The following is a 240-nucleotide window of genomic DNA, read 5'->3' as shown; positions in this document are numbered from 1 at the left end:
CAGCAGGCCAGACAGCAGTTCTTCGGGTACGTCGTGTTTCTTGGTGTTCATAGTGTTTACGGACAGGCCGGCTTGCGCCGGCTGTTGATTGGCCGTTTACACAAAATTTTGCACACCCTCGTTTTGTACAAACCGTTGATGGTTTCGGCCAAGGCGTTGTCGTAGGAATCTCCAGTGCTACCCACCGAAGGCATCAGGCCAGCTTCCTCTAAACGTTCTGTGTAGCGAATGGAAACGTAC

Annotated in this window: 1 pseudogene; it reads right to left on the bottom strand. The window is 52.1% G+C overall.

What is annotated here, in order from left to right:
* Window positions 1–113: 113 nt before the first annotated feature.
* A pseudogene (locus tag SJH88_RS19865) lies at window positions 114–240 on the bottom strand (IS3 family transposase); the annotation flags it as partial.

Source organism: Comamonas sp. GCA5, assembly GCF_036541385.1.
Lineage (GTDB): Bacteria > Pseudomonadota > Gammaproteobacteria > Burkholderiales > Burkholderiaceae_C > Comamonas > Comamonas aquatica.
The sequence above is the reverse complement of the archived record's forward strand: the minus strand, read 5'-3'. Positions and strand labels throughout refer to the sequence as shown.